At 67.7% G+C, this 25,865-nt stretch carries 21 protein-coding genes; 11 read left to right on the top strand and 10 right to left on the bottom strand.

Annotated features, from left to right (window positions below):
- From QTH97_RS08535 to QTH97_RS08545, 3 genes are read left to right on the top strand one after another with little or no spacing between them, the layout of a single operon-like run.
- The gene (locus QTH97_RS08535; protein WP_286567699.1) at window positions 1-441 is read left to right on the top strand and encodes an SRPBCC family protein; all 441 of its coding nucleotides are present in this window, start codon (window positions 1-3) and stop codon (window positions 439-441) included.
- Window positions 441-1,922, top strand: a complete 1,482-nt coding sequence (locus tag QTH97_RS08540; protein WP_286567700.1) for an SRPBCC family protein — start codon at window positions 441-443, stop codon at window positions 1,920-1,922. The genes QTH97_RS08535 and QTH97_RS08540 overlap by 1 nt, the downstream gene beginning before the upstream one ends.
- Before the next feature lie 37 nt (window positions 1,923-1,959).
- Window positions 1,960-2,337, top strand: a complete 378-nt coding sequence (locus QTH97_RS08545; RefSeq protein WP_286567701.1) for a VOC family protein — start codon at window positions 1,960-1,962, stop codon at window positions 2,335-2,337.
- Between the two features lie 128 nt (window positions 2,338-2,465).
- Here QTH97_RS08545 and QTH97_RS08550 read toward each other — a convergent pair whose 3' ends face one another.
- The 4 genes from QTH97_RS08550 to QTH97_RS08565 all read right to left on the bottom strand — a co-directional run bounded on the left by QTH97_RS08550 (window position 2,466) and on the right by QTH97_RS08565 (window position 8,699).
- Window positions 2,466-2,891, bottom strand: a complete 426-nt coding sequence (locus tag QTH97_RS08550) for a hypothetical protein (protein ID WP_286567702.1) — start codon at window positions 2,889-2,891, stop codon at window positions 2,466-2,468.
- A 110-nt stretch (window positions 2,892-3,001) separates the two neighbouring features.
- Complete coding sequence (locus QTH97_RS08555) at window positions 3,002-4,417, bottom strand: efflux transporter outer membrane subunit (protein ID WP_286567703.1); 1,416 nt, start codon at window positions 4,415-4,417, stop codon at window positions 3,002-3,004.
- Window positions 4,407-7,616 (bottom strand): multidrug efflux RND transporter permease subunit, encoded by a 3,210-nt coding sequence (locus QTH97_RS08560; RefSeq protein WP_286567704.1) that lies wholly within the window; start codon window positions 7,614-7,616, stop codon window positions 4,407-4,409. Before QTH97_RS08560 ends, QTH97_RS08555 begins: the two co-directional genes overlap by 11 nt.
- Window positions 7,617-7,631: 15 nt before the next feature.
- Window positions 7,632-8,699: an efflux RND transporter periplasmic adaptor subunit gene (locus QTH97_RS08565; protein ID WP_286567705.1), complete on the bottom strand. Its 1,068-nt coding sequence runs from the start codon at window positions 8,697-8,699 to the stop codon at window positions 7,632-7,634.
- A gap of 292 nt (window positions 8,700-8,991) precedes the next feature.
- Between QTH97_RS08565 and QTH97_RS08570 the strand changes: the two genes are divergently transcribed.
- The 3 genes from QTH97_RS08570 to QTH97_RS08575 all read left to right on the top strand — a co-directional run bounded on the left by QTH97_RS08570 (window position 8,992) and on the right by QTH97_RS08575 (window position 11,304).
- Window positions 8,992-10,188, top strand: coding sequence for an SMP-30/gluconolactonase/LRE family protein (locus QTH97_RS08570; protein WP_286567706.1), 1,197 nt, complete (start codon window positions 8,992-8,994; stop codon window positions 10,186-10,188).
- A gap of 23 nt (window positions 10,189-10,211) precedes the next feature.
- Window positions 10,212-10,544, top strand: coding sequence for an SH3 domain-containing protein (locus QTH97_RS36960; RefSeq protein WP_353655625.1), 333 nt, complete (start codon window positions 10,212-10,214; stop codon window positions 10,542-10,544).
- A gap of 211 nt (window positions 10,545-10,755) precedes the next feature.
- Window positions 10,756-11,304: a DUF4124 domain-containing protein gene (locus QTH97_RS08575; RefSeq protein ID WP_286567707.1), complete on the top strand. Its 549-nt coding sequence runs from the start codon at window positions 10,756-10,758 to the stop codon at window positions 11,302-11,304.
- 91 nt (window positions 11,305-11,395) lie between these two features.
- Here QTH97_RS08575 and lolD read toward each other — a convergent pair whose 3' ends face one another.
- Together lolD and QTH97_RS08585 are read right to left on the bottom strand one after the other, a co-directional pair.
- Window positions 11,396-12,073 (bottom strand): lipoprotein-releasing ABC transporter ATP-binding protein LolD, encoded by a 678-nt coding sequence (lolD, locus tag QTH97_RS08580; protein WP_286567708.1) that lies wholly within the window; start codon window positions 12,071-12,073, stop codon window positions 11,396-11,398.
- Window positions 12,066-13,322 carry a lipoprotein-releasing ABC transporter permease subunit gene (locus QTH97_RS08585; protein ID WP_286567709.1) on the bottom strand — a complete coding sequence of 419 codons (1,257 nt, stop codon included), beginning with the start codon at window positions 13,320-13,322 and terminating at the stop codon, window positions 12,066-12,068. The genes lolD and QTH97_RS08585 overlap by 8 nt, the downstream gene beginning before the upstream one ends.
- A 122-nt stretch (window positions 13,323-13,444) precedes the next feature.
- Between QTH97_RS08585 and QTH97_RS08590 the strand changes: the two genes are divergently transcribed.
- Both QTH97_RS08590 and recJ read left to right on the top strand, forming a co-directional pair.
- Entirely contained in the window at window positions 13,445-14,413 is a 969-nt protein-coding gene (locus tag QTH97_RS08590; RefSeq protein ID WP_286567710.1) for a hypothetical protein, read from the top strand.
- A 2-nt stretch (window positions 14,414-14,415) separates the two neighbouring features.
- Window positions 14,416-16,125: a single-stranded-DNA-specific exonuclease RecJ gene (gene recJ / locus QTH97_RS08595; RefSeq protein ID WP_286567711.1), complete on the top strand. Its 1,710-nt coding sequence runs from the start codon at window positions 14,416-14,418 to the stop codon at window positions 16,123-16,125.
- Here recJ and metE read toward each other — a convergent pair.
- On the bottom strand, window positions 16,094-18,430 hold the full coding sequence (gene metE / locus QTH97_RS08600) for a 5-methyltetrahydropteroyltriglutamate--homocysteine S-methyltransferase (protein ID WP_286567712.1): 2,337 nt from the start codon (window positions 18,428-18,430) through the stop codon (window positions 16,094-16,096). The two genes, recJ and metE, sit on opposite strands and share 32 nt — an antisense overlap.
- A gap of 70 nt (window positions 18,431-18,500) precedes the next feature.
- Here metE and QTH97_RS08605 point away from each other — a divergent pair, with 70 nt between their 5' ends.
- Window positions 18,501-19,427, top strand: a complete 927-nt coding sequence (locus QTH97_RS08605) for a LysR family transcriptional regulator (protein WP_286567713.1) — start codon at window positions 18,501-18,503, stop codon at window positions 19,425-19,427.
- Between the two features lie 21 nt (window positions 19,428-19,448).
- Here the strand turns inward: QTH97_RS08605 and QTH97_RS08610 are convergent, their stop codons facing one another.
- The 3 genes from QTH97_RS08610 to QTH97_RS08620 form a co-directional block, all read right to left on the bottom strand.
- Window positions 19,449-20,120 (bottom strand): PA4824 family protein, encoded by a 672-nt coding sequence (locus tag QTH97_RS08610; RefSeq protein ID WP_286567714.1) that lies wholly within the window; start codon window positions 20,118-20,120, stop codon window positions 19,449-19,451.
- Window positions 20,121-20,195: 75 nt separating this feature from the next.
- Window positions 20,196-21,203, bottom strand: coding sequence for a response regulator transcription factor (locus QTH97_RS08615; protein WP_286567715.1), 1,008 nt, complete (start codon window positions 21,201-21,203; stop codon window positions 20,196-20,198).
- Window positions 21,200-24,739 carry an ATP-binding protein gene (locus QTH97_RS08620; RefSeq protein ID WP_286567716.1) on the bottom strand — a complete coding sequence of 1,180 codons (3,540 nt, stop codon included), beginning with the start codon at window positions 24,737-24,739 and terminating at the stop codon, window positions 21,200-21,202. The genes QTH97_RS08615 and QTH97_RS08620 overlap by 4 nt, the downstream gene beginning before the upstream one ends.
- A 73-nt stretch (window positions 24,740-24,812) precedes the next feature.
- Between QTH97_RS08620 and QTH97_RS08625 the strand changes: the two genes are divergently transcribed.
- A complete protein-coding gene (locus QTH97_RS08625) occupies window positions 24,813-25,115 on the top strand; it encodes an urease subunit gamma (RefSeq protein ID WP_286567717.1) in 303 nt (100 codons plus the stop codon).
- Window positions 25,116-25,263: 148 nt separating this feature from the next.
- On the top strand, window positions 25,264-25,863 hold the full coding sequence (locus QTH97_RS08630) for a HupE/UreJ family protein (RefSeq protein WP_286567718.1): 600 nt from the start codon (window positions 25,264-25,266) through the stop codon (window positions 25,861-25,863).
- Window positions 25,864-25,865: the final 2 nt, after the last annotated feature.

Below are 25,865 nucleotides of genomic sequence, written 5' to 3' on the forward strand. Positions count from 1 at the left end.
ATGGTCAACGTCTATGTTTCCAGCGTCATCGACGCGAGCGCCGACAACGTCTGGTCGCGCGTGCGCGACTTCAACGGCTTGCCGCAGTGGCATCCGATGATTGCCGACAGCCGCATCGAGAACAGCCAGCCGGCCGATCGCGTCGGCTGCATCCGCCACTTCCACACGCGCGACGGCGGGATGATCCGCGAGAAGCTGCTGGCCCTGTCGGACTACGAGTACAGCTGCACCTACGAGATCCTCGAAAGCCCCATGGGGGTGACGAACTACGTGGCCACGCTCAAGCTCACGCCCGTGACCGACGGCACGCGCTGCTTCGCCGAATGGAGCGCGGAGTTCGACTGCGATGCAGGCCGCGAAGGCGAGCTGACGCAGTCCATCGGCCAGGGCGTGTTCCAGGGCGGCTTCAACGCGCTGAAGCAGCACTTCGGCGGGCGCTGATGGCCGGCCTGCAACGCGTCGTGCGATCGACCGTCATCGACGCGCCGATCGAGCGCGTGTGGGCCGTGCTGCGCGACTTCAACAGCCACGACCAGTGGCACGAGGTGGTCGGGCAAAGCCGCATCGAAGGCAGCGAGCGCAGCGACCAGGTCGGCTGCGTGCGCAGCTTCACGCTGCGGGACGGCAATCGCATCCGCGAGCAGTTGCTGACGCTGTCGGACACCGAGCACAAGAGCACCTACTGCATCGTCGAGGCGACCTTGCCGCTGCAGCGCTACGTGGCGACCGTGACGCTGAAGCCGGTGACCGACGGCAACCGCACTTTCTGGCATTGGGAGTCGACCTTTGCCACGCCGCCGGGCATGGAGCGTGAACTGCGCGACACGGTGGCGCAGGGCGTGTACGAGGCCGGGTTCGAGAACCTGCGACGGCATCTGAGGCTGGGGAGCGACCAGCGGGCGCCGGGCGCCGTTGCGATGCCGACGGCCATGCCGATGCCCACGCGGCGCATCGGCGTCGAACGCTACGGCGGTCCGGAAGAACTTCGGCCGCAAGACGGCGAGGCTGCCGCGCCGCGTGAGGGCGAGGTGCGCATCCGGCAGCGTGCTGTCGGCGTCAACTTTCTCGATGTGTACCTGCGCCGTGGCTGGGTGCCGCAGATGCTGCCGGTTTCGGCGGCGTCGCCGGGCGTGCCGGGCATGGAGGCGGCGGGCGCCGTCGTCGATGTCGGCGCGCAGGTGTCGGGCTTTCTGCCGGGCGACCGTGTGGCCTACCTGGGGCCGGTGCCGGGCGCGTACTGCAGCGTGCGCTGCGTGCCGGCCGAGTGGGTTGTTCGACTGCCCGCCGCGATCGAGGACGACGTGGCCGCCGCGCTGCTGCTCAAGGGCATCACCGCGGACTACCTGCTGCACGACCTGGGGCGCGTGCAGCGCGGCACGCGACTGCTGGTGCATGCGGCGGCCGGTGGCGTCGGACTGCTGGTCTGCGCCTGGGCGCGACGACTCGGCGCGGTGGTGATCGGCACCGTATCCAGCGATGAGAAAGCACGTGTCGCGCGCGACTACGGCTGCGAGCACGTGATCGTGACCCGTGACTACCGCTTTGCCGACGCCGTGCAGCGCACCTGCGGTGGCGCGGACGTGGTGATCGACGGACTGGGCGATGCGGGCCGCGAGGAGAACCTCGCCGCCCTCGCCCGCCGCGGCCACTGGATCAGCCTCGGCCAGGCCAGCGGCCCGCTGACGCCGCTTGCGCCGGACGCGCTGGTGGCGAAGTCGTTGAGCTTTTCGCGGCCCGTGGTGTTCGACTACGTGTCGACGCAGGCGCAGCTCGCCGAGCGTGCGCAGCGCGTGTGGAATGCGCTGGCGGATGGTGCGATCAGGCCGCCGCCGATCGAACGTTTTTCACTCGAGTCCGCTGCGCAAGCGCATGCGCGGCTTGAATCGCGCGGCAGCACGGGCGCGCTGGTGCTGCTGCCATGACCCCGCCCAAGACCCAGACCTGAACAGGAGACTCTCCATGATCGTCGGCATGAACCATTTCACCGTGACTGCGGAAGATGAGAAGAAGACGCTGGATTTCTACACCGGGCTGCTGGGCTTGAAGGTGGGGCACCGGCCGGACCTCGGGTTTCCCGGGGCCTGGCTTTATGGGAGCGGACCGCAGGCGGTGCTGCATCTGTACTTTGGGCGACCGGTGCCCGAGCAGCGCACGGGAGTCATCGACCATATGGCCTTCACGGCGCAGGACCTGCGGGCAGTGAAGAAGCGGTTCGATGAGAGCGGGGTGAAGTACGACTTGCGGCAGCAGGCCGGGGCTGGAACCTGGCAGTTGTTCTGCCTGGATCCGAACGGGGCGAAGGTGGAGCTGGATTTTGATGCGGGGGAAAGGCCCTAGCGGCGGACGCCGGATGACATGCGGGCGCTTTCAGCGGCGTTCGACGACTTTCGAGCGCGCAGACCTCAGTCCCGATGGCTGCCTTCCCGGCTCATGGCGCATTGCCGCCCCGCGCCGGCGACGTCGGATCAGCCCGATCCGGCTCCCGGCGAGAGAGTGCGCTCGGCCTGTTCCGCAGTCACGACGCTCACCGGCACGCCGAACCGCTCGATGCGATGCGCGAGGTCGAGGCGCAACCACCGGGAGATCCGCTCTGGGAGCGTCGAGACGATGATCTCGTCGTACTTTTCGTGCTCGAGCGTCTGGTGTACGGCCTCGTACGGGTCGGTGGCCCCGACGATCCCTTGCACGTGCGAGCCCGCGGCCACGTCGAGCAGCGGAATCGCGAGTTCGAGCGTGATGGCCGCCTCTTCCGTGTCCGGGTCCCAATACGGCCGAGGAACCAAGAGCGTGAACTTGCACGGCCCGCGTGCGGCCCGCTCGGCAACGGCGGCGAGAAGTTTGGGCGACGCCGCGGTCCGGTGTGCCACGATGAGGATGCGCCGGTCACTCATGATGTGTCCTTTGCATGGGCGGTCAACAGCATGCTAATCCTGTCTTTTGCGTGGTGCAACCAACCCGGCCAAACCGCGCGCACTGGCAGCGCGCTTGCTCGACCCTTTGACTAGGGCCCGGCAAACCCGCCCCCCAGCGCCACATACAGCGACACTCCGTTCTGCAGCGCAGTCGCGCGAAGCTGAATCAGCTGCTGCTCGGCAGAGAAGAGATTCCGCCGCGCATCGACCACTTCCAGATAGATCGAGATCCCGTTCTCATAGCGCAGTTCCGCCACCTCGGCGAGCCGTCGCTGCGCCAGCACCGCCGCCTCCTGCGCCGCGATCTGTTCCTGGTACCGCCGCCGCCCGATCAGGGCTTCGGACACTTCGCTGAATGCGGTCTGCACGGTGCGCTGGTAGAGCGCAATGAGTTCATCGCGCCGCGCCTGGGCCACCCCGAGCTGCGCCTGCCGCTGCCCTCCGTCGAAGATCGGCAGGCTGACCAATCCACCGACCGACCACGCCTGATTGCTGCTCTTGAACAGATCCCCCAGTTCCGCCGATGCAAACCCCAGATTGCCCGTCAACGCGATGCGCGGAAAGAACGCAGCCCGAGCCGCCCCGATATCGGCGTTGGCCGCACGCAGTTGCTGCTCGGCCTGCAGCACATCCGGCCGATTGACAAGCAAGGCCGAAGGGAGGCCCGCATCCAACTCCCCGAACTGCCCCGGGTCCTCGATGGCGCGCGCAGGCGGCAATGGCCCCTCCAGCGGCTTGCCGACCAGCACCAGCAATTGGCTCCGCCGCTGCTCGGTCGTTCGTTGAAGCTCGGCCAGTTGCGTCTGCGCCTGCGTCACGAGGATGGCCGCCTGGTCGTAGTCGACGGTGGAAGTCACGCCGGCATCCAGGCGCAGCTTCGCAATCTCCAGCGCATAGCGTCTCGCCGCGACGGTGTCCCGGGCGAGGTCGATGCCCTCCTCCCCGGCGCGAATGCTGTAGTAGCTCGCAGCGACGTTTCCGATCAGCGAGAGCCGGAAGGCGCGTTCACCTTCCAAGGTCGCCAGATAGCGCCGGCGGGCGGCCTCGCTGAGGTTGCTCACGCGGCCCCAGAAGTCCAGCTCGTAGGACGCCATCGCGGCCTGCACGTTGTACTGGTTGAAGATGACCGAGGCGCTGGTGTTTGCCAGTTCCGGGTCGATCGTGCTCAGCGGAGCCTGCGTGCGTGACGCGCCGGCATTGGCGTTGACCTGTGGCAGCCGCGCCGACTCCTGGATACGGTATTGCGCGCGGGCCTGCTCGATGCGGGCCACGGACGCGACGAGATCGCGGTTGTTGGCCAGCGCCTCCGCAATCAGGAAACGAAGCTGCGGGTCGCCAAAGAAACTCTGCCAGCCGATCTCGGTCGCGAGCCGGCTGCCCCCCGGATCGGCTGCGCCGAAGACTTCGGCAACCGGCACGTCCGGCTGGCGATAGGTCGGCGCGTGGTTGCACGCGGCCAGCGCGCAGCACGCGGCAACGCACAGTGCGGCTGCCTTAGGCCTCACCCGAGCCTCCGCGTGGTTCACCGCCCGTCGTCCGCAGCGCCAAGTCATCCGCCTCTTCGCTGTGCTTCTTCTCCCGGCTCAGCCACTTGCGCGCAGCCACATAGAACAGCGGCGTGAAGAAGATGCCGAAGAAGGTCGCAGTCAGCATGCTGCCCATGACGCCGGTGCCCACCGCCTGGCGGCTCGCCGCGCCTGCGCCGGTGGCGAGCACGAGCGGCATCATCCCCAGTACGAAGGTGACGCTGGTCATCAGGATCGGGCGAAGCCGTTGCTGCGCGCCGTTCTTCGCGGCCGTCGCCGCGTCCTTGCCCTCGCTCTCCTCCTTGATCGCGAACTCGACGATCAGGATCGCGTTCTTGGCGGCGAGGCCGATGATGGTGATCAGGCCGATGTTGAAGTACACGTCGGCCGACAGACCGCGCGCCATCGTCAGCAGCACCGCGCCGGCCACGCCGAAGGGGATGATGAGCAGCACCGCCACCGGGATGGCCCAGCTTTCGTAGAGCGCCGACAGGAGCAGGAAGACGACGACCAGAGAAAGCCCCAGCAGCAGCGGGATCTGGCCCCCGGCCTGCCGCTCCTCGAAGGCCGTGCCGGTCCATTCATACGCGAGGTTGCCCGTCAGCACGCGCTTGGCGATGCGCTCCATTTCCACGAGGGCTGAGCCGCTCGACTGTCCGGCCGCGGCCTGCCCCGAGAGGGTGGCAGACGGAAAGCCGTTGTAGCGTTCGAGCTGCTGCGGCCCGGAGATCCAGCGCACGCGGGTGAAGGCCGAGAAGGGCACGGACTCGTTCTGGTTGTTGCGCAGCCTGAGGGCGAGCACATCCTCCGGGCGCATGCGCTGCGCCGCGTCGGCCTGGATGAACACGCGCAGCACATTGCCCTCGAAGACGAAATCGTTCACGTAGTTGGCGCCGAAGCTCAACGACAGCGCCTGATTCACCTGACCGATCTGCAGGCCCAGCGCACGCGCCTTGATGCGGTCGATGTCGACATAGAGTTGCGGCGCGGGCGGCAGTCCTTCTGCGCGCACGCCGGCCAGGATGGGACTGGCGGCCGCCTCCGCCATCATCTGCTGGGTCGCCTGCTGCAGGGCCGCGCCACCGATACCGCTACGGTCCTGGATCTTCATCGTGAAGCCGGTGGCATTGCCCAGCGACGGAATCGCGGGCGGGTCGAGCGCAAAGATCAGCGCCTCGGGGATGTTCCTGAAGGCGGCGTTGCTGCGCTGGACCAGTGCACTCGCGCTGTTCTCGCTCCCGCTCCGTTCCGCCCAGGGCTTCAGGTCGACGAAGGACATTGCGGCGGACTGCCCCTGGCCGAAGAAGCTGAAGCCGGTCACTGTCGCCACGTTGCGCACCTGCGGCTGCTGCTGCAGGAAGGCTTCGACCTGATTGACCGCATGCTGCGTGCGGGCCGTCGTCGAGCCCGGGGCGCCGGTATAGGTCACGAAGATGTGGCCCTGGTCCTCGGTGGGCAGAAACCCGCCGGGCAGACGCGCAAACATCCACGCCGTCGCCACGCACGCCACGACGAAGACGAGCAGCCAGCGAAAGGGCCTGGCGATCATCCCGTCGACGCCGCGGATGTACTTCGACGTGCCCGCATCCAGTCCCGCGTTGAAGCCGCCAAAGACGCGGTTCAGCATGCGCGCGGCGGCACCCGGCTTGCGGCTCTCGGCCTCGCGCGCAAGCGTCGCATCGTCCTTGAGCAGCGCCGCGCACAAGGCCGCGCCGAGCGTCAGCGCGAGCACCGTCGACAGAAAGATCGACACCGTCAAGGTCACCGAGAACTGCCGGTAGATGCCACCCGTCGACCCCGGAAAGAATGCCATCGGAATGAACACCGCGACCAGCACCAGCGTGCTCGCGATGACCGCGCCGGAAATCTGCCCCATGGCCTTGACCGTCGCCTGCCGCGCGTTGAGGCCCTCCTCGCGCATCACGCGCTCCACGTTCTCCACGACCACGATCGCGTCGTCGTTCAGGATGCCGATCGCGACCACCATGCCGAACAGCGACAGCAGGTTGATCGACATGCCGAACAGATGCAGGCCCACGCAGGTGCCGATCAGGGCGACCGGCACGATCAGCGTCGGAATCAGCGTGGCACGCCAACTCTGCAGAAAGAGAAACACCACGACGGTGACCAGCAGCAGCGCCTCGATCATGGTGCGCACCACGCTGTTGACCGAGGTGTTGATGAAGGGCGTGGTGTCGAAGGGAACGCTCCACGTCATGCCCTGAGGGAAGGTCGGCTGCAACTCGGTCATGCGCCGGCGCACCTGCGTCGCCACTGCCAGCGCGTTGGCGCCGCTCGCGAGCTGGATCGTCATGCCTGCGGCTTCCTTGCCGTTGACGGTGAAGCCGAAGCCGTAGCTGTCGTTGCCCAGTTCGACCCTCGCGACGTCGCCGAGCCGGACCGTGGAGCCATCCGGGTTGGCGCGAACGATGATCTCGCGGAACTGCTCAGGCGTGGAGAAGCGGCTCTGCGTCACGATCTGGGCGTTGAACTCCGTTCCGCCCGCGACCGGCTGGTCGCCCAGCCCACCGCTCGCGGTCTGGCTGTTCTGCTCCTGCACGGCGGCGAGCACTTCGCTCGCGGCAAGGCCGAAGCCGCCGAGCTTGTCGCGGTCGAGCCAGATCCGCATCGCGAAGGATGAGCCGAACAGCTGCACGTCGCCCACGCCGGCGATGCGCCGCAACTCGTTGACGATGTTGTTCGACGCGAAGTTGCCGATCGCCGTCACATGCGACGCGCCACCCGAGGACTGCAGCGCGATTAGCATCAGGAAGCCCGACGAGGCCTTGGTGACGGTGATGCCGAGCTGGCGCACCTGGAGCGGCAGGCGTGGCTCGACGCGGCTCAGGCGGTCCTGCACCTGCGTGCGCGCGATGTCCAGGTCGGTGCCGGGCTTGAGCGTGACGGTGATCTGCGCAGTGCCGTTGGAGCGGCTGATCGCGGACATGTAGAGGAAGTTCTCGATCCCGTTCATCTCGTCCTCGATGATCGAGGTGACGGTCCGGTCGAGCGTCTGGGCATCGGCGCCGCTGTAGACGGCCTGCACGTTGAGCGAGGGCGGTGCGACATCCGGGTACTGCTCCACCGGCAGGAGCAGCACCGCGATGACCCCGAACAGCACCATGAACAACGCGATCACCCAGGCGAACACCGGGCGATAGACGAAGAAGCGATCCATGGATTCGGCGTTCGCTCAGCGCGTCGCGGGTGGAGGTGCCGGCGCCGGCTGCGCGGTCACTTTCTGGCCTGGGCGGACCTTGTGCCAGCCATCGACGATGACCTGCTCGCCGGCCTGGAGCCCATCAAGCACGACCCACTCGCCAGCCTCCTGCCCGCCCACCGTGACGCTGCGACGAACGACCGCACCGTCGGGCGCGACGAGTGCCACGCTGGCCGAGTTGGCATCGATCTGCACAGCGCGCTCAGGCACGCGGATGCCCGTCTTGTGGACGCCCGCGACGATACGCCCCCGCACGAACTGGCCCGGCAGCAGTGTGCGCGAAGCGTTCGGGAAACGGGCGCGGATGGTCTGCGTGCCGGTGGAAGGATCGACCGCGAGGTCCGCGAAATCGAGATAACCCGGTTCGCCGAACTCCTGCCCGTTGGCGAGGATCAGCCGGACCTCGACATGCGCCATGTCGGGCACCTTGAGGGTGCCGGCGCGCACCTGCTGCTCGAAGTCGAGGATGGCGGTGTTGGACTGCGTGAAAACGGCATTGATCGGCTGGAGCTGGTTGACCTGCGTCATCAGCGTCGCGGCGTTGGCGCTGACCAGCGCACCTTCGGTGACCTGGGCGCGGCCCACGCGGCCGGCGATCGGTGCCCGCACCGTGCTGCGCTCGAAGCGCAGCTGGGCACGGGTCACCTCGGCGCTGGCGTCGCTCACATTGGCCTCCGCTTGCCGCAGCGCGGTTTCCGCCGCTTCGAATTCCTGAGCGCTCACGGCCTGCCGGCTGACCAGCGGCCTGAAGCGCGAGACGATGGAGGCTGCATTGGAGCGCGCCGCCTCGGCCCGGCTCAACGCGGCCCTGGCCTGCTGCAGCAGTGCGCTGTAGTCACGCGGGTCGATCAGGAACAGGGGCGCACCCGCCGGCACGTCCGTGCCTTCCTGGTACAGCCGGCGCTCGACGATGCCGTCGACGCGGGCCCGCACTTCCGCCGTGCGGACAGCCTCGATCCGGCCCGGCAGCTCCACGGTATTGGAAACGGGCGCGGCTTCGGCCTTGACCACCAGAACGGTCGTCGGCGGTGCGGCGGCCATCGGCGAAGCTTGATCGTTGTTGCCACACGCAGCGCAGGCGAGCGCGAGCAACTGGACGGCAATCAATGCAGGGCGTCTGGCTGGTCGATGCGGCAATCGGGATTCCTTGGAGAAGGGATGCTTCGCACGGGGACGTTCAACAGAATAATCAAATTCGTGTGACGCTGCGAGGCCAGTCTGGCCCAATGCGAAGCGCTGGCGCAACCGGCAAGAAGGGCATAGGATGCGAACCCTTCTCGATTGGGGGTGAGACATGGCGCGACGAGAATTCGATCCGAATCCGAAAGCCGCAATGCAACGCCGCAAGTTGATCTGCGGCGCCGGAGCCACCTTGGGGACCGCGATGCTGGTGCCGCAGGGCGTGCGCGCACAGGCTGCAAAGCCCTCGCCGGTCGAACCGCCCAGCACCATCACCCAGCCGCCGCGCGACTTCAGCCGCCGCGGGGCGCCGACCACCTACTTCACCGACCCGGATGTGCTGACGGTAGACCCGGCGTTCGATGGCCTGCGTCAGCCCAATGCGCCGATCCAGCGGCTCTGGACTGGCGCCTTGTGGGCCGAAGGGCCGGCATGGAATTCGGTCGGCCGCTTCCTGGTCTGGAGTGACATCCCGAACAACCGCCAGCTTCGCTGGAGCGAAGACGACGGGCATGTCAGCGTGTTCCGCCTGCCCTCCAACAACAGCAACGGCAACTCCTTCGACTTCCAGGGACGGCAGCTTTCCTGCGAGCACCTCACGCGAAGAGTGGTGCGCTACGAACTCGATGGCTCGGTGACGATCCTTGCTTCGACCTTCAATGGCAAGCGGCTCAACTCGCCCAACGACATCGTCTCGCATCCTGACGGGAGCTACTGGTTCACCGACCCGCCCTACGGCGCGCAGCTTTATGAAGGCACGGTGGACGCCGCTGGCGGGCCCGCCAACAAGGCCGGGCGCCTCAATCCCAGGCTGGGGCAGCCGCCGGAGATCGGCACCTACAAGCGAGAGTTGCCGACCGCGGTCTACCGGCTGGACAAGAGCGGCACGCTGACGCAAGTGGCGGGTGAGGACATCGTGCCGGACCCCAACGGCCTGTGCTTCTCGCCCGATTTCAAGAAGCTCTACATCGTCAGCACCGGGCAGGGGCCGGGCGACACGATTCCCGGCGGCAAGGGCGACATGCATGTGTTCGACGTCGGCGCGGACAACAAGCTCAGCGGCGGCAAGCTGTTCAGCAACTTCATGATCGATGGCGTGAAGTGCGGGCCCGACGGTGTGCGGGCCGACGTGGACGGCAACCTCTGGTGCTCCAGCAACGCCGGACGCAACGTGGGGTATAGCGGCGTGACGGTGTGGACACCGCAAGGCAAGCTCATCGGTCGCATCCGGCTGCCCGAGGTCTGCGGCAACGTCTGCTTCGGTGGCCCCAAGCGCAACCGCCTGTTCATGGCTGCCAGCCAGTCGCTGTACGCGGTCTACACGGCGACCCAGGGAGCGGCGCCGGCCTGAAGCCGCCACCGCCGGAGTTGCGCATGTCGCTTGCGAAATCGAAGTCCTGCCTGGTTGCCCTCCTGCTTTGCGCGCCGCTCTCGGCATTTGCCCTCAGCACATCGACCACGCGCGCACTCAACGTACGCGGCGGGCCTGATCGTTCGTTCGAAGTGGTGGCCGTTCTTCCGGCGCGGACATCCGTTCGCGTGAACGGTTGCATCAGCAACTGGCGCTGGTGCCGCATCGACTCCAGGCGTCACCGCGGATGGGTCGATTCCCGCTACCTGCAGCACTCCGTGCGCGGACGGGTGCCGATCATCAACGACAGGGGTTGGCCGTCGTCCCGCCCCGGGCATTCCCGCCCCGCGGGCTGAGGGCTCTGACTCAGGGCCTGCGGACGACCGCTGCGCCGTGGATCGCAGCAAGTACATATCGACTCTTCACGGCATGCTCCTGGGGAAGGATCGTGGTGATCCGGGACAAGGATGGGGCAACGGGCAGGTGGGCGCAGGCAGTCTTTGTCGGGAATGTCCGCAGTCAGCCCTTCCACCCGACGGACTTCGCCGGGGCGACAATGAACGCTCCATGCGCCACTTGCCTGTCCTCGCCATCACGGCCACGCTCTGCCTCACGGCCAGCGCCGAGGTGATTCGCTGCGCGGACGCGGCGGGCAATGTGAGCTACACGGATGGTTCCTGTTCGGCCGGCTCCAAGCCGGTGGGACGCGTGTCGACCCCGGAGCCCGCGACGCCGGCACGCGATGGCGCAGACCTTCCCCGCGCGGCACTGCCTCAACGCAGTCCGGCGGAAGCGGTTCGGCCGATGCCGGAACCCTCGGGCCCCGCGGTCATCGACTCCCGTGGCACGGCCAACGGCAACGACCGGTCCGGCGACTCACGCTGGAGCGATCGTGGCGACGACCCCGTGGTGATCGACTACGGCAACCCCTACCCCGGCGCCTATCGCCAGCCGCAACGGCCGCGCGACATGCGGCCCCGAATCCGCAGTTGCGATGCGCAGGGCTGCGTGGACAAGCAGGGCAATCACTACGACCGATCCGGCCAACTGGACCGCTACCAGAGCATCGACGGCAAGACCTGCCGGCCGGTGGGGACGACGACGATCTGCCGCTGAATCCGGCAGCGCTTGCGAACCTCGTCTTCGAGCGAGCAAATCCAGAAACCTCGCGGGACCGGCTCCGCCGGTCCGCAGGTGGGGGCGGGCCTTATCCCGCCAGTCGCCCGGCGGTGAGCCGCAGCACGCGATCGCACCGTGATGCCAGACTTTCATCGTGCGTGACCATCACGAAGGCGGTGCCGCGGTCGTGCGCCAACTGCAGCATCAGCGCGAAGACACCATCGGCGGTCGCGCGATCGAGGTTGCCGGTCGGCTCGTCGGCCAGCACGCAATCCGGCTGCGTCACCAGCGCGCGCGCGATGGCCACGCGCTGGCGCTCGCCGCCCGACAACTCGGCGGGCCGATGCTGCACGCGCTCGCCGAGGCCCACCGCTTTCAGCATCGACGCTGCAGCGTCGTGCGCCTGCGCGGGCGGCATGCGGCGGATCTTGAGCGGCATGGCCACGTTGTCGAGCGCGCTGAACTCCGGCAGCAGGTGATGGAACTGGTAGACGAAGCCGAGGTGCATGTTGCGCAGGCGCCCCTGCTCGGCGGCGTCGACATGGGCGATGTTCTCGCCGTGCAGTTCGACGCTGCCGGCCGTGGGTGCGTCGAGCCCGCCCATCAAGTGCAGCAACGTGCTCTTGCCGGAACCCGAGGCGCCGACGATCGCCAGCGTCTCGCCCGCGTACACGTCGAGATCGACGCCATGCAGCACGGTGAGATCGATACGGCCTTCATGGAAGCGCTTGGTCAGCCCGCGGACTTTCAGGACCACATCACTCATAGCGCAACGCCTCCGCGGGATTGACGCGGCTCGCGCGCCAGCTCGGGTAGAGGGTTGCGACGAAGGCGAGGATCAGCGAGATCACCGTGATCGGGACGATGTCGCCCCGCTGCGGATCGCTCGGCATCTTGCTGATGAGATAGATGTCCTTCGGCAGGAAGCTGGCGTGGAACAGCCGCTCCAGCGCAGGGACGATCACGTCGATGTTGTAGGCAATGCCCAGCCCCAGCAGCAGGCCGCCGAGCGTGCCCATGACGCCCACCATCGCGCCTTGCACCACGAAGATGCCCATGATGCTCTTGGGGCTCGATCCGAGCGTGCGAAGGATCGCGATGTCGGCGCGCTTGTCGGTGACGGTCATCACCAGCGTCGAGACGAGATTGAAGGCCGCGACGGCGACGATCAGCGTGAGGATGATGAACATCATGCGTTTCTCGACCTGCACCGCCGCAAACCACGTCTTGTTCGCGCGCGTCCAGTCGCGGATCAGGAAGGAGCCCGGCAGCGTGACGGCGAGCTCCTCGGCCACCTCGCGCGCCTGGTGCAGGTTCTTGAGCTTGAGTCGCACGCCGGTCGGGCCTTCGAGCCGGAACACGCGCGCGGCGTCTTCCGCATGGACCATGGCGAGCGCCGAGTCGTATTCGTAGTGGCCCGAGTCGAAGGTGCCGACCACGGTGAAGGGCTTGAAGCGCGGCAGCACGCCGGCCGGCGTGACCTGTCCGCCCGGCGCCACCAGCGTGACCTGGTCGCCCACGCGCACGAAAAGCGAGCGCGCCAACTCGACGCCGAGCACGATGCCGAACTCGCCCGGCACCAGCTTGTCCAGCGCGCCTTGCTGCGCGGTCGTGGAGATGTCGGTCACCTGCGGCTCCAGCTTGGGCTCGATGCCGCGCACCAGAGCGCCCTTCATGTCTTCGCCGCGCGCGATCAGCGCCTGCGCGGCGATGAAGGGTGCCACTCCGACCACCTGGGGGTTCTTGCGCGCCTGGGCCATGATCGCGTCGAGATCGCCCAGCGCCTGGCCGTCACGCGAGAAGATCTCGATGTGCGAGATCACGCCGAGCATGCGGTCGGTCACTTCCTTCTGGAAGCCGTTCATCACGCTCAGCACGATGATCAGCGCGGCCACGCCGAGCGCGATGCCGAACATCGACACGCCGGAGATGAATGAGATGAAGCCGTTGCGCCGCGTCGCCCGGCCTGCGCGCGTGTAGCGCCAGCCGAGTTGCAATTCGTAGGGGAGTCGCATCAGGCCTCCCGCCGGGCCGCCCCAAGGGAGGCCTGCGCCCCGTCGGGGGGCAGCGAATACACGAAGTGATGAGCGTGGGGGCAGTTCATCGCGGCGATTGTGGCATCCCGGACAATAGGCCCATGTCAGCCTTGCCCTCTTCCCGCCATCTCCTGATTCCCTTCGCCGGCCGTGGTTCGCCCGCTTGCCGCGAGGCGCTGGCGGGATTGCGCCTGCCGAAGCTCGAAGCCCTGCTCTCCCGGCTGACGCTGATCCACGAGGACATGCAGGAAGACAGCACCCTTTCGCCGCCGCACGAGCGAGCGCTGGCCGAAGCCCTCGGCATCGCGGCTGCAGACGGTTGCATCCCCTGGGCGGCTCTGGACGCAAGGCAGGCGGGCCTGCCGTCGACCGAGGACGGCGCCAGCTGGGGCATGGCGACCCTGTGCCACTGGCACGTGGGCATCGACGACGTGGTGCTGGGCGACCCGGCCGCGATCGAGATCGACGCGGCCGAATCCGCCGCGCTGCTGGCGGCCGCGCACCCCTTTTTCGAGGAAGACGGCATCGCGCTGCACGCATCGACCACGCCGGGCCGCTGGCTGGCAAGCGGCAAGATATTCGCGGACTTGCCGACGGCATCGATCGACCGCGCCGTCGGCTTCCCGATTTCGCAGTGGTCGCCCTTGTCCGATGCGGCGCGGCCCCTGCGCAGGCTTCAGAACGAGATGCAGATGCTGCTCTATACGGAAAGAGTGAACGATGCGCGCACCGCGCGGGGCGTACCACCGATCAATTCCTTCTGGCTCAGCGGCACGGGGCGGCTGCCGGCTTCCTTCGCGCCGAGCCATCCCGCACCGATCGTCGCCGACGCGCTGCGCACGCCCGCCTTGCGCGATGACGGCGCAGGATGGGCATCCGCATGGCGGGCGATCGATGCCGGTCCGGTGGCGGAACTGCTCGACGAGTACACGCGCGGCGCCGATGTCACCCTCACGCTGTGCGGCGACCGCGGCGCGCGGCGCTTTGGCGTGCAGTCGCGCGGCATGGTGCAGTGGGCCCGGAGCCTGTTGAACCGGCCGGGCGCGGCCATCGCGCTGGAGGCGCTGTGACCATGAAGATCGTTGCCCGCGACATCCCCCCGCGCAGCGCCTGGGCGCTCGAACAAGCCGGTGTGCATCCGCTGCTGGCGCGGCTCTATGCCGCGCGCGGCGTGCTGGGCAAGGAAGAACTCGACGACGGCCTCGCACGCCTGCTGCCGCCGAACACGTTGCGCGGCACGCGCGAGGCGGCCGTGCTGCTGGCCGATGCGATCCGCGACGACAAGCGCCTGTGCGTCGTCGCCGACTACGACTGCGACGGCGCGACCGCCTGCGCCGTCGCCGTGCGCGGCCTGCGCCTGCTCGGCGCCAAGCATGCGAGCTACCTCGTGCCCGACCGCGTGACCGATGGCTACGGGCTCACGCCGCCCATCGCCGAGCGCGTAGCGGACAGTGGCGCCGACATGCTCATCACGGTGGACAACGGCATCGCAAGCGTCGATGGCGTCGCTGCGGCCAAGGCGCGGAACCTGTCGGTGCTGGTGACCGACCACCACCTTCCGGGCCCGTCGCTGCCCGAAGCCGACGTGCTCGTGAATCCGAACCAGCCCGGCTGTGACTTCGAAAGCAAGAGCATCGCCGGTGTCGGCGTGATGTTCTACGTGCTGCTCGCGCTGCGCTCCGAACTGCGGGCGCGCGGTGTGTTCGACGTGGCGACCCAACCCAAGCTCGATACCTTGCTACCCCTGGTCGCGCTCGGCACCGTGGCCGACGTGGTCCGGCTCGACGCCAACAACCGCCGGCTGGTTGCACAGGGCCTGCGCCGCATCCGCACCGGCGCTATGCCTGCCGGCATCGCGGCCCTCTTCAAGGCGGCGGGCCGGAACGCAGCATCGGCGACCACCTTCGACTTCGGCTTTGCACTCGGCCCGCGCATCAACGCAGCCGGACGTCTTGCCGACATGACGCTCGGCATCGAATGCCTGCTGACCGACGACGGCAGCCGCGCGGACGAACTCGCGCGCACGCTCGACGGCATCAACCGCGAACGGCGCGACATCGAAGGCGGCATGCGCGACAAGGCGCTGATGCTCGCCGAATCGCTCTTCGACGACACCCAGGCGCCGCCCGCAGCCATCAGCGTGTTCGGCGTGGACTTCCATGAAGGCGTGGTCGGCATCGTCGCTTCGCGCATCAAGGAACGCTTCCACCGCCCGACCTTCGTCTTCGCGGCCAGCGGCGCCGACGGCAAGTCGCACGAACTCAAGGGCTCGGGCCGCTCGATTCCCGGCTTTCACCTGCGCGATGCGCTCGACCTGGTCGCCAAGCGGCATCCCGGCGTGCTGCTGCGCTTCGGCGGGCATGCGATGGCGGCCGGCTGCACCGTGGCGCGGGAGCACTTTCCGGCCTTCGAGCAGGCGCTCGCCGAAGTAGCGCAGGAGTGGCTCGACGCCGCCACACTGACGCGCCGGCTGGACACCGACGGCCCGCTCGCACCCGAATACCTGCGCGTGGATCTGGTCGATACGCTGCATCGCGAGGTGTGGGGCCAGGGCTTCGCGCCGCCGACCTTCAGCGAGGAAGTGGAAGTGGTGTCGCAGCGCCTCGTCGGCGAGAAGCACCTGGCGCTGAAGCTCAAGCACCGCGGCAAGCCGGTGGACGGCATCTGGTTCGGCCACACCGAGCCGCTGCCGCCCAAGGTGGTGATCGCCTACCGGCTCGATGCGGACGAATGGCAGGGCGTGCGGCGCGTCAGGTTCCTGGTAGAGGGCGCGGAAGTCTGAGCGCCAGTTCGCCGCGCAGGACCTTGGCGGCGGCAACCATGTTGGCCAGCGCGACTTCGGTCTCGGGCCACCCACGGGTCTTGAGACCGCAGTCGGGGTTGACCCACAAGTTCGACGGCGGCACCACGGCCGCGGCCTTGCGCATGAGCCTCACCATCTCATCGGCCGTCGGCACGCGCGGCGAGTGAATGTCGTAGACGCCGGGGCCGATCTCGTTCGGATACTTGAAGTCGCCGAACCCGCGCAGCAGTTCCATGTCCGAGCGGCTGGTCTCGATCGTGATGACGTCGGCATCCATCGCCGCGATCTCGGGAAGGATGTCGTTGAATTCCGAATAGCACATGTGGGTGTGGATCTGGGTTCGATCGGCCACACCCGAAGCACTGATGCGGAACGACCGCGTCGCGCCCTCCAGGTAGCTCTTCCAGCGCGAACGCCGGAGCGGCAGCCCCTCGCGGATGGCCGGTTCGTCGATCTGGATGATGCCGATGCCGGCCTTCTCCAGGTCGACCACCTCGTCGCGAATCGCCCATGCGATCTGTTCCGTCGTGACGCTGCGCGGCTGGTCGTCGCGCACGAAGGACCACTGCAGGATCGTGACCGGGCCGGTCAGCATGCCCTTCATCGGCAGCTTCGTGAGGCTCTGCGCATACGCGGTCCATTCCACGGTCATCGGTTTCGGCCGCGCCACGTCGCCGAAGATCACCGGCGGCTTCACGCAGCGCGATCCGTACGATTGCACCCACCCATTGGCGGTGAAGACAAAGCCGTCGAGTTGCTCGCCGAAGTACTCGACCATGTCGTTGCGCTCGGCCTCGCCATGCACCAGCACGTCGAGGCCGAGTTCTTCCTGCTTGTGCACGGCAAGCCTGATCTCCGCTTGCATCTTCCCGCGGTAGCCGCCGGCATCGAGTTCGCCTCGCTTGAAGGCGGCGCGCGCAGCCCGGATCGCGGCGGTCTGGGGGAAGGATCCGATGGTCGTCGTCGGCATGAGCGGCAGAGCAAGGCGGTCACGTTGCTCTGACTGGCGCTGCGCAAAGGCCGAGACCCGCCTGTCGTCGGTTGCCACCGCCCTGGCCAGCCGCAATGCGACCTCGGCCCGATGCACACGCGGGCTGCCGCGACGCGCTGCAGTGGCCGCACGCGCTGCGGCCAGTTCGGCTTCGACCGATGAGTCTTCGCCGTCCAGTGCGGCACGCAGCACGCGCAACTCGTCCAGCTTCTCGACGGCGAACGCGAGCCAGCTCTTGATTTCCGCGTCGAGCTTCGTCTCCGACGCCAGGCTGAAGGGCACGTGCAGCAGCGAGCAGGACGGCGCGATCCAGAGTTCTCCCTTGTGTTTGTCGGCAACGGGCTGCAGGCGCTCGAGCGCCGCAGCCGGATCGGTGCGCCAGATGTTGCGGCCGTCGACGATGCCGACAGACAGCGCCTTGTGCGCGGGCAGCCAGTCCGCCACGCCGGTGAGTTCCTCGGGCGCACGCACCGCATCGACGTGCAGGCCCGCCACGGGCAACTGGCAGGCGAGACGGAGGTTTTCCGCCAACGGCGAGAAGTAGGTCGCGAGCAGCAGCTTCGGCGCACTGCGGGCAAGCTGCCAGTAGCTGCGCTCGAAGGCATTGCGCCAGGCATCCGGGAGATCCAATCCCAGGATCGGCTCGTCGATCTGGACCCATTCGACACCGAGCGATTTCAGCCGCGCCAGCACCTGCTCGTAGACGGGCAGCAGCGCGTCCAGCAAGGTGAACCTGTCGAAACCCGCCTCCTTCTCCTTGCCGAGCCAGAGAAAGCTCAATGGGCCCAGCAGGACGGCCTTGACCTTGTGACCCAGCTTCTGTGCCTGTGCAACTTCGTCGAAGAGGCGAACCGAGGCCAGGCCGAAGCGAGTGTTCGCCGTGAACTCGGGCACGAGATAGTGGTAGTTGGTGTCGAACCATTTGGTCATCTCGAGCGCGAAGGTGCCATGCCCGCCGTGCGTGCAGCCTTCATGGCCGGTCTCGTCGGCCACGCCGCGCGCCATCGTGAAGTAGCGCGCCAGTTCGGCCTCGGCCGCGAAGTCGAATCGCGGCGGCTCGCAGCCGAGGAGCTGGATGTGATTGGCCACGTGGTCGTAGAACGCAAAGTCGCCGACAGTGACGAAATCCAGCCCGGCATCGCTCTGGGCCTGCCAGTGGCGGGCGCGCAGATCGGCGCCGACGGCTTCGAGGGCGGCGGTGCCGATCTCGCCACGCCAGTGTTTTTCGAGGGCGAATTTCAGTTCGCGGTGGGCGCCCATGCGCGGGAATCCGAGGGTGTGGGTACGGGTCATCGCCCGATGATCGCAAGGAGACCGCTATGATTCAAACGAAACATTTTGCGCTTCAACGTGAAATTCATTCATGACCACCTCCGTCCTTGAGATTCGCCATTTCCGCACCCTGGCTGCATTGCGCGATACCGGCAGCCTGGTTCGGGCCGCCCAGTTGCTCAATCTCACGCAGTCGGCGCTGTCGCATCAGATCAAGCTGCTGGAAGACCATTTCGGCTTGGCATTGTTCGAGCGAAAGTCCGTCCCGCCGCAATTCAGCGCGGCCGGCATGCGCCTGCTCGAACTCGCCGACCGCGCCTTGCCGATGATCGGCGAGGCCGAACGTGACCTGGCGCGCCTGTCGCTGGGCCGGGCGGGACAGCTCCGCATCGTGGTGGAGTGCCACACCTGCTTTGATTGGCTGATGCCGGCCATGGACGCATTTCGCCAGCGCTGGCCCGAGATCGAGCTGGACATCGTCTCGGGCTTTCATCCGGACCCCATCGCGCTCGTGCTGCAGGACCGGGCCGACGTCGCCATCGTGTCCGAGCAGGACGCGGACGAGACGGTCGACTATCACCCGCTTTTCCGCTTCGAGATCGTGGCGCTGGTGGCGAACGATCACCCGCTGAGCTCGAAACCGCACCTGACAGCGCGCCACTTCGCCGACCAGACGCTCATCACCTATCCGGTGCCCGACGACATGCTCGACATCGTGCGCCAGGTGCTGCAGCCGGCTGGCGTTTCACCCGCACAGCGCCGGACGACGGAACTGACCGTGGCCATGCTCCAGTTGGTGGCCAGCGGGCGCGGCATTGCAACGCTTCCGCTCTGGGCCGTGCAGGGCTATCTCGATCGGGGCTACATCACGGCGCGGCGCGTAGGCAAGAGCGGTCTGACCGGTGAATTGCACATGGCGTGTTCCGCGTCGACATCGCGCCAGGCCTGGCTGGGGGACTTCGTCCAGATCACGCGCGAGACCTGCTTCAAGAGCCTGCCCGGCATCGAGTTGCTCTAGCGGCTTGCCCGCGCTGGCCCTTCAAGGTGCCTTGAATTCGTGATTGAGCCCGATCACGTACACCCTCGGGCTGCCCACCACATCGCTGCGTGCGGCGGTCACGTCGACGCTGATCAACGGCGTGATGCTGTATCGCGCACCGACGCGTGATGTCCAGAAGCCGAAGGCGCGGAAGCGCTCGAACATCAGGCTCCATTTGTCGTTCAACGCAAACTCGCCCTGAAGCCCGCCTCGCCCGGTGCGCTCGCCAGTCACCGTCGACCAGTCGGCGCCGATGTTGGCGTGGATCCACAGGCTGTCGAACGCACGCCAACTCACCGGCAGCACGACCTGGCCGCCGGTGTAGCCGCCGTGCGTGACATCGGCACTCAGGCCCACGGACACGGCAGCGGCAAGCCTTGACTCGGCACCCTGCCCGAACCAGGTCCATTTGACCTGCGGCCCGAGCACGACGCCATACAACTGCGGCACCGAATAGCGATCGATGTTGACGCTCAGCTCGACCGGGCCTACCCGGCAGGCGGGCCCGAGGTGAATGTCCGTGACGGGCTCGGAGCCAAATCGCCCGTACCAGGCCTCGTACTGGCATTGACCGGGATCCAGCGTGAAGGCGTCGTCGACGTCGAAGTGCCCCCCCGCACTCGCGTTGAGCGCGATCAGCCACAGCGGGAGGGGGACGACGTGTCGACGCATGGCGGCGGATTCTAGAAGCCGCGCATGTCGGCTTCGCGGCCATCATGCGCCCGCCGCGTCCCGCCGGCTACAACTTCAGATCTCGAACTGCGGCTGCAACTCGCGGATGCGCTTCATGGCCACGCCGGCGGCGGCGGTGCGCGTCTCGACGCCGAGCTTGACGTACACGCGCTCCAGGTGCTTCTTCGCGGTCGCGGGACTGCTGCCCAGGATCTCGCCGATGTCCTTGTTGGTCTTGCCCTTGACGACCCAGTAGAGCACCTCGGCCTCGCGCGCGGTGAGCTTGAGGCTCAGGCTCATGACTTCGATGACCGCGGTGTCGGACACCTCGCGCATGATGATCAGCCAGTCGTCGCCATCGTCATCATGGCCGGTCTGCTGGTGCAGCCGCACGTTGAGGCTGGTCGCGCCCTGCTCGATGGTCAGTACGGGCGGCTCGATCTGGCGCTGTTGCGCATCCGGCAGATGCACGCGCAGCCATTCGAGCACGGCGGGCGGCGTCACCGGCGCACTGGTGCCGCAATAGCGCAGCAACAGGTCGCGCGCGAGCACGGTCTGCCAGATCAGCTTGCCTTCGGGCATGCGCACGGTGAAGCTCGCATAGCCGAAGGCATCGAGCGCATTGCGCGCCTGGCCGGCTTGCTGCGCCTCCTGGCGCGCGCGGCGGGCGCCTTGCAGGTGCACGTTCATGCGTGCCAGCACTTCCTTGGGCTTGATCGGCTTGGTGACGTAGTCCACGCCGCCGGCTTCGAGCGCGGCGACGAGGTGCTCGGTCTCGGTCAGGCCGGTCATGAAGACGATCGGGATGTGCGTGGTCGCGGCGTCGGCCTTGAGCCGCCGCGCGACTTCGAAGCCGTCGATGCCCGGCATCATCGCGTCGAGCAGCACGATGTCGGGCCGGGCCTGCGCGGCGCGCTGCAGCGCCTGCTCGCCGCTGGTGGCGACGAGCACGGTGTAGCCAGACTCGTCCAGCGCGTCGTGCAGCACGGCGAGGTTGTCGGGCACGTCGTCGACGATCAGCACGAGGTCGCTGTTGCCCCCACTGCCGCGCAGGGTGTTGACGAGTGGCGTGGCTGTGCTCATGGCGTACCCACGGGCGCCAGGGCGCGGCTCATCGCCTCGAACTGGAATTGCCGCGCCAATGCGCGCTGCGTTGAAGTCCATGCCGCGCATTCGGGCTGCGCTGCGTCGATCGCGTCGAGCTGGTTCATGATTCCCCGAAAGTAACCGAGGCTCACCGCCTCCTCGAGCGCGCGGAGGCGCTCGGCCGAAGGCAGCACAACGGCCGATGGTGCGGACACCAACGGCGCCGCGACCTGGTCGTTCCAGCGGAGTTCGAGCCGTCGCTCCAGCCAGTCGAGCAGTTCGCTGTGGCGCACCGGCTTGACGAAGAAGTCCTCCGGCGTGATGCCGACGTCGTTGTCCAGCCGCTTGTCGAAGGCATTGGCCGACACGATCGCGACTGCGGCGTTGGCAAGCCCGAGAGCGCGCGAACGGCGGATGGTTTCCCAGCCGTCGATGCCCGGCATCGCAAGGTCGACGAACATCGCGTCGGGCCGCCAGCCCGCCGCAATCAGGTCGAGTGCATCGTGGCCGCTCGCGGCCGTGCGCAGTTCGAAGCCCAGGGGCGACAGCACGTGTGAAAGCAAGTCGCGATCGGCCTCCTCGTTGTCGACCACCAGCAGCCGTCGGCGCGTGCCTTCGTAGCCGCGCCGCACGCGCACGACGGGTGCCGCCACCCGACGCACACTCGCGGCCTGCACCTCGTGCAGATGCGGCAGAAAGAGACGCAGGCGAAACACCGAGCCCACGCCGGGCGTGCTTTTCACGGTCATCTCGCCACCCATCAGGTCGATGAGCATCTTCGCGATCGTGAGCCCGAGGCCCGCACCCGGCGCCGCGGGGCCGGCGGTCGCGCCACGCGCGAAGGGCTCGAAGATGCGGCCCAGCTCCTCTGCCGACATGCCGGGCCCGGTGTCCTCGATCTCGATCGCCGCGAACTCGCGCGCATAGCGCAGGCGCAGCGTGACCTGCCCCACTGCAGTGAACTTGATCGCGTTGCCCAGCAGGTTGATGAGGATCTGCCGCACCCGCTTCTCGTCGGCGCGTACCAGTTCCGGCAAGGTGCCGGTGGGCTCGAAGCGGAAGGCCAGGCCCTTGTCCTCGGCCTGCAGCTCGAACATGTCGGCCAGCTCGCTCATCACTTCCGCGAACTGCATCGGCTTGGCAATGAGCGTCAGCTTGCCAGCTTCGATGTGGGCGATATCGAGCGTGCCTTCGATCAGCGAAAGCAGATGCTCGCCGCCCCGCTTGATGACCGCGACCGCCTGCCGGCGGTGCGGCGGCACGGCGGCGTCCTCGCCCATGAGCTGCGCATAGCCCAGGATGCTGTTGAGCGGCGTGCGCAGTTCGTGGCTGATGGCGCTGATGTAGCGACTCTTGGCCTGGTTGGCCTGGTCCGCCTGCTCGCGCGCCTGGTCGGCGGTCTGCTTGGCGGCTTGCAAGGCGCGATCGGTCTCGCGGTGCAGCTCGATCTCGCGCACCAGCAAGTGCGTCTGGCGGTTCGACTCTTCCTGCGCGACCTTGCGGCTCTGGTGGGCGAGCACCAGCCACCAGGCGACGATGCCGGCGATCACCAGCAGCGCCATGTAGGCCTTGAGGAAGCCCGAGCGCAGCGACGCAGGCCGCAGGTCCGCCAGCGCAGCTTCGGTCAGCACGGTTTCGCCGAGCGCGCGAAGTTCCTGCTGGTAGAGCACCCCGAAGACGGCAGCGAGCAGAGGCACGACGATCAGCATCAGCAGCAGGAAGTGGCCGAGGCCGGTGTCGAGGTACGGCCACACGCGGCGCGGCAGCAGCCAGCGCAAGGCGCCCGACCATTGCGCCGACAGGCTTGCCTGCGGCTTGCACAAGTCGCCGCAGCGCGCGTCGAGCGTGCAGCACAGCGAGCAGATCGGCCCCTGGTAGGCGGGGCAGTGCGCCATGTCCGGGCCTTCATACTCTCGCTCGCAGATGGCGCAGCGCTGCGTACTGAGCCGGCGGTAGCTGCCGGCATCCGATTCGACGCGTGCCCAGCGCACCGCCGAGCGGCGGGCGGCCGGTGCGAACGGGGCGGCACCGCGTTCGTCGGAGACGCGGGCGATGTAGTACTTGCCCCGCGTGGCCCAGGCGATCAGCGGCGCGGTGACGAAGGCCGTGCCCAGGGCGATCAGCGCCGAGAAGGCCTGCGCCAGCGGCCCGAACACGCCGAGGTGCGCGGTGATGGACAGTCCGGAGGCCAGCGCCATCGCGCCGACACCGACCGGGTTGATGTCCCACAGGTGCGCCCGCTTGAATTCGATGCCGGGCGGCGAGAGGCCCAGCGGCTTGTTGATGACCAGGTCGGCCACCACCGCCATCATCCAGGCGATGGCGATGTTGGCGTAGAGACCGAGCACGTCGCCCAGCGCCTCGAACACGTTCATCTCCATCAGCATGAAGGCGATGAGCGCGTTGAACACCACCCACACCACGCGGCCCGGGTGGCTGTGCGTCACGCGCGAGAAGAAGTTGCTCCATGCGAGCGAGCCGGCGTACGCATTGGTGACGTTGATCTTGAGCTGCGAGATCACCACGAACACCGCCGTCGCCACGACCGCCCAGCCGTAGTTGGGGAAGACGTACTCGTACGCGGCGAGGTACATCTGGTTCGGATCGACGGCGCGCTCGGGCGGCACCATGTGGCTGATCGCCAGGTAGGCCAGCAGCGCGCCGCCCAGCATCTTGAGCACGCCGAGCACCACCCAGCCCGGCCCGCCCATGAGCACGCCAGCCCACCAGCGCCCCCGATTGGAGGCGGTGCGCGCCGGCATGAAGCGCAGGTAGTCGGCCTGCTCGCCCATCTGGGTGATCAGCGCGATGCCGACCGTGAGCGCAGCACCAAAGAGGTGCAAGTCGAAGCCGATTGATGCCGCCTTGACACCGACATAGTGCGAGATGCCAGAGAACGCACCAGGATCGCGCGCGAGCACATACCCGAATGGCACGACCAGCATCAGCAGCCAGATTGGCTGCGTCCAGAGCTGCAACCGGCTGATGGCCGAGATGCCGTGCGTGACGAGCGGGATCACGACCAGCGCGCACAGCAGGTAGCCCCACACCGGCGGCACGCCCAGCGCCAGTTCCAGCGCATAGGCCATCACCGCCGCTTCGAGCGCGAAGAAGATGAAGGTGAACGAGGCGTAGATCAGCGAGGTCAGCGTCGAACCGATGTAGCCGAAGCCGGCGCCGCGCGTGAGCAGGTCCATATCGACGCCGTAGCGCGCGGCGTAGACGCTGATCGGCAGACCCGCCAGGAAGATGATGAGCCCGGTGACCAGGATGGCCCAGAACGCATTGACGAAGCCGTACTGCACCAGAAGGGTGGCGCCGACCGCCTCCAGGATCAGGAACGAAGCCGCGCCGCCGAAAGCCGTGTTCGCCACGCGCCACTCCGACATGCGCCGGAAGCGCTGCGGCGTGTAGCGCAGCGCGTAGTCTTCCAGCGTTTCGCTGGCGACCCAGCTGTTGTAGTCGCGCCGGACCTTGACGATGCGCTGCGGCGCTTCGTCGCTCGGAGCGGGGGGAACGGCGGTGGAGTGCACGCGTCACAGGTGCAGCTTCCGTGCCATCGGAGCTGTCCGGCCCCGGCGGCATGACTGTTGCAAAGACCTTGCCATGGAACTGACACCGCGAGAAAAAGACAAGCTGCTGATCTTCACGGCGGCGCTGCTGGCCGAGCGCCGCCGCGCACGGGGCCTGAAGCTCAACTACCCCGAAGCGATCGCACTGATCTCGGCGGCGGTGATGGAGGGCGCGCGCGATGGCAAGAGCGTGGCCGCCCTCATGAGCGAAGGCCGCGCCGTGCTCACGCGCTCGGATGTGATGGACGGCATTCCGGAGATGATCCCGGACATCCAGGTCGAAGCCACTTTCCCGGATGGCACCAAGCTGGTTACCGTGCACCAACCGATACCATGACGCACCCCCAGGCTTGCCCACTTCGTGTGGCCGCACCCCTCCGTGCAGGGGGCAACGCCGGCGGCCCGGCGAGACCGGCTCCGCGGCGTTCCCGCGATTGACTTGCCTCGCCGGCACCCAACCCATTGCTTTCTCAGGAGACCTATCGATGCGCACTTATCGCCTTGCCTTTGCGACGCTGATCGCGGCCGCCTTGCCGCTGGTCGCCAGCGCCCACACCGGCGTCGACGGCGGGCACCACCACGGCTTCGTCGCCGGCCTTCTCCATCCGCTGACCGGCGCCGACCACCTGGCGGCGATGGTCGCCGTGGGCTTGTGGAGCGCGCTCACGGCGCGCCGCGCCTGGCCCGACCTGCTGTGGGCTCCTCTGGGCTTCGCCGTCATGCTGATGGTCGGCGCCGTGGCTGGCTTGGCGGGCATGCAACTGCCGGCAGTCGAGCCCATGATTGCCGCGTCGCTGCTGGTGCTCGGCCTGCTGGTCCTCACGCAACGCCGGCTGCCGGCGCCCGCCGCCGCGGCGCTGGTCGGCGTCTTTGCCGTGTTCCACGGCATCGCGCACGGCCAGGAGCTGGCCGGTGAATCCACGGCCGCGCTGACGCTGGCGGGCATGCTCGCCGCCACCGTGCTGCTGCATGGTGCCGGCATCGCGATCGGCTGGTCGCTGCGGCATGGCCATCGCTGGCTGCCCCGCCTCGCGGGCGCGGCCGTGGCGATGTTCGGCGTCGCCCTCCTCGGCAGCCTGGCCTGAGG

The organism is Variovorax gracilis, from assembly GCF_030317115.1.
In the GTDB taxonomy this organism is placed as follows: domain Bacteria; phylum Pseudomonadota; class Gammaproteobacteria; order Burkholderiales; family Burkholderiaceae_C; genus Variovorax; species Variovorax gracilis.